General features: G+C 64.0%; 2 protein-coding genes. Both read left to right on the plus strand.

The window, feature by feature from the left end:
- Positions 1–2,102: xanthine dehydrogenase family protein molybdopterin-binding subunit (locus tag BFP92_RS24060; protein ID WP_065931427.1), on the plus strand; the 2,102-nt coding region annotated here is incomplete at its 5' end.
- A 16-nt stretch (positions 2,103–2,118) separates the two neighbouring features.
- Positions 2,119–3,456 (plus strand): c-type cytochrome, encoded by a 1,338-nt coding sequence (locus tag BFP92_RS24065; protein ID WP_065931428.1) that lies wholly within the window; start codon positions 2,119–2,121, stop codon positions 3,454–3,456.
- The last annotated feature ends 709 nt before the right edge of the window (positions 3,457–4,165 follow it).

Here is a 4,165-nt window from a genome sequence, read left to right on the forward strand (position 1 = left end):
TCGCGGCCACCGCCAACCCTGCGGAGCGCGGCACGCAGGTGCCGGCGTTTCTGGAGATTCGCCCGGACGGCACGGTGCGCCTGCTCAGCCCCTTTATGGAAGGCGGCCAAGGCACCCACACCGCCATGGCGCAAATTGTCGGTGAAGAACTGGACGCCGACCCTGCCACCTTTGTCGTCGAGGCCGCGCCACCGGGCGATGCCTATGTGGTGATGGAAAACGGCATGCGCATCACCGGCGGCAGCATGTCGGTGCGCATGAGTTACCCGACCATGCGTCGCCTGGGCGCCCTCGCCCGCGCCATGCTGTTGCAGGCCGGCGCCGAGCAACTGGGCGTGCCGGTCGCGCAACTGACCACCACACCCGGCCGCGTAGTGCACGCCGCCTCGGGCCGCTCGCTGGGCTACGGCGAACTGGCCAGCCGCGCCCTCGACATGCCGGTGCCTGACCCGTCCACCATCACCCTGCGCGACCCGAGCCAGTTCCGCTGGATCGGCAAGCCGGTCAAACGCCTGGATGCCTACGACAAATCCACCGGCAAGGCGCAATACAGCATCGACCTCAAGGTCGACGGCATGCTCCACGCCGCCGTGCAGCATGCGCCGCGCCTGGGCATGACCGTGGGCAGCCTGCGCAATCAGTCCCAGGTCGAAGCCATGAAAGGCGTGCACTCGGTGCATCAATTGCCTGGCGCCGTAGCCGTGGTGGCCGAGCGCTGGTGGCACGCCAAGCGTGCAGTAGAAGCTATTCAGGTCGAATGGCTGGAAGCCGCCGCCGACTCCACAGTGCGCGCCATGCCGGCAGACTTTTCCAGCGACAAATACCGTGACTTCCTCGCCGCCCAGCAAGGCCCGGCCCGCGACGAAGAAAACGAAGGCGACGTCAACGCCACATTGGCAAACGCCAAGACCAAGGTCGAAGCCACTTACCACAACCAGTACGTTAACCATGCCCAACTGGAGCCGCCATCGGCCCTGGCGCGCTATAACCCGGACGGCACGCTGGAAGTCTGGCTGCCGAACCAGGCACCCGACATGTTCCGCGCCGACATCGCCAAGCGCACCGGGCTGGATGTGTCGAAGATCACCCTGCATTCGCCGTTGCTGGGCGGCTTTTTCGGCCGGCATTTTCTGTATGACTCGGCCAACCCGTACCCGCAGGCCGTCGCGCTGGCCAAGGCTGTGGGCCGCCCGGTCAAGCTGATCTGGAGCCGCGAAGAAGAGTTCCTGCGTGATGTGCTGCGCCCGGTCGCAGTGGTCAAGTTCCGCGCGGCGCTGGATGACAAAGGCTTGCCGGTGGCCATCGAAGCCGTGAGCGCCACCGAAGGCCCATCCGAGGCCATCGCCGGCAAACAGGGCGACAAAATCGACCCGACGGCCCTTGAAGGGTTGTCGGGCAAGTCCTACGCGATTCCCAACAAACGCATCGCCCAGATCTACGTCAAAGGCCCGACCATGCTCGGCTACTGGCGTTCGGTGGGCAACTCGCTGAATGACTTTTTCTACGAAGCCTTCCTCGATGAACTGGCCGACAAAGGCGGCCATGACCCGTACGAGTTGCGCCTGCACCTGCTGCGCGACAACAAACGCCTGACCACGTTGCTGCAAGCGGTTGGCGAGTTGTCCGGTGGCTGGAAGCGTGGCCCCTACACCGCCGAAGACGGCAGCCGGCGTGCCCGTGGCGTGGCCATGGCCTCGCCCTTTGGCTCGCATGCGGCGGTGGTTGCCGAAGTGTCGATCGAAAACGGCCAGGTCAAGGTGCATAACATCTGGGAAGCCATCGACCCTGGCAGCATCGTCAACCCGGCGATCATCGAGGCCCAGGTCAATGGCGCCGTAGCGTTGGGCTTGTCACAAACGTTGGTGGAAGAAGCGGTGTACGTGGACGGTAAACCACGGGCGCGCAACTACGACCTTTACCCGATCCTGCCACCCTCGCGGATGGCCAAGGTGCACGTAAAGATCGTCGAGAGCGGCGAAAAGATGGGCGGTATCGGCGAGCCGCCGCTGCCCGCAGTGGCGCCTGCCGTGGCCAATGCGGTGGCGCACTTGACCGGCCAGCGCATCCGCAGCCTGCCCTTGAGCCGCTACACCTTCGCCTGACCGACAAGGAACGCCTATGAACAACCAACGATTGGCTAGAACCGCTGGCTGGCTGGTGCTGGCCGGCGCAGTCGCCGCCGGCCTGCTGGCCTGGTACGTCACCCGTCAACCGGCTTCGCCTTTTGAACAGGCCAACGCCACGGCTGACCCGACCCTGGTCAGCCGTGGCGAATACGTCGCCCGCGTCAGTGATTGCGTGGCCTGCCACAGCCTGCCGGGCAAAGCGCCGTTTGCCGGCGGCCTGGAGATGGCCACGCCGCTGGGCGCCATTCATGCCACCAACATCACGCCGGACAAAAACGTCGGCATCGGCACCTACAGCCTCGCCGACTTCGACCGCGCCGTGCGCCACGGCGTGGCGCCGGGTGGGCGACGGCTCTACCCGGCCATGCCCTACCCGTCCTACGTAAAACTCAGCGACGACGACATGCGTGCGCTGTATGCGTTTTTCATGCAAGGCGTGCAACCGGCCAGCGAGCCGAACATCCCCAGCAGCATCCAGTGGCCACTGAACATGCGCTGGCCCATCGCGCTGTGGAACGGCGTGTTCGCGCCCACTCACCCCTACGCCGCCAAACCCGAGCAGGACGCGTTGTGGAACCGTGGCGCCTATATCGTCCAAGGCCCCGGCCATTGCGGCAGTTGCCACACGCCGCGTGGGCTGGCGTTTAACGAGAAGGCATTGGACGAGTCCGGCGCACCGTTCCTCGCCGGTGCCCTGCTCGACGGTTGGTATGCACCCAGCCTGCGCCAGGACCACAACACCGGCCTGGGCCGCTGGAGCGAGCCGGAGATTGTGCAGTTCCTCAAAACCGGGCGTAATAAACACGCGGTGGTGTATGGCTCGATGACCGAGGCGTTTAACAACTCCACACAGTTCATGCAGGACGACGACCTGGCGGCCATAGCGCGTTATCTCAAATCACTGCCGGGCGACCCGCAGCGTGACGGTTCGCCGTGGCAGTATCAGACGGCAGCGCTCGACACGAGCGCTCCGGGTGCCCACACCTATGCCACCCGCTGCGCCTCCTGCCATGGCCTGGACGGCAAAGGCCAGCCGGAGTGGATGCCGCCTTTGGCCGGTGCCACCTCAGCCCTGGCCAAGGAAAGCGCCTCGGCGATCAACATCACCCTCAATGGCTCGCAACGCATCGTGACCTCCGGTGTACCGGATGCGTACCGCATGCCCGCGTTCCGCGAACAATTGTCCGACCAGGAAATCGCCCAGGTGTTGAGCTACGTGCGCGGCACATGGGGCAACAACGGCGGCGCGGTGGAGGCTGCGGCGGTGAACAAGCTGCGCGGGCATACGGACCCGGCCAGTAGTAGCCCGATCATTTTGCATATGCGCTGACAGATCGTTAACAGATCGTTCCCACGCTCCCGCGTGGGAATGCAGCCCGTGACGCTCCGCGTCACAGCTGCGCAAAACTTGAATGTTGTGAGCGGGACGCAGAGCGTCCCAGGCTGCATTCCCACGCAGAGCGCGGGAACGATCTGATGGCCGCAGGCTACCAGCCATACAAGAGGGTCCAGAGGATACAGCCAGCAAACCATACCAACTTGAATGTTGTGGGCGGGACGCGGAGCGTCCCAGGCTGCGTTCCTTTGCTGCGCGTGGGAACGATCTGTGGCGAGATTAGTGGCATTTGGTCATGGTTTTTAAAGGGCCAGCAGGGCGCGTCCCTTTAAATTGCAGGACGTTTCCTAGACAATCCTTGCCGCCTTGTGCCTGTTGGAATCGATGGCTAGTCTGCGATCCGTCACTGCTTATCAGTGATCGGGTTTAGTCGCTCGGTATTCCAAAAGGTGCATGGCCCTCCATGAGGTTTTATGGTGGCTGTGCGCAGGGCGCCCTCGGGTGCGCCGGTTTTTACCTTTTGGTCCGGTCGACTAACCTGCGTACAGCCGCCACCCTACGTTTAGTCGCGAACGGTTCGGCTCCTTGAATCCAAAAGGTAGCTAAACAATGAAAAAAGTCGTCCCCGACCCACCCCGCAACGCCGCCAAAGACCGCGCCGCCTTCAACCGCGCCATCGACCATTACCTGCCCTCCAACGGCG

Origin of the sequence: Pseudomonas sp. 58 R 3 (assembly GCF_900006605.1) — a bacterium.
Classification (GTDB): Bacteria; Pseudomonadota; Gammaproteobacteria; order Pseudomonadales; family Pseudomonadaceae; genus Aquipseudomonas; species Aquipseudomonas salomonii.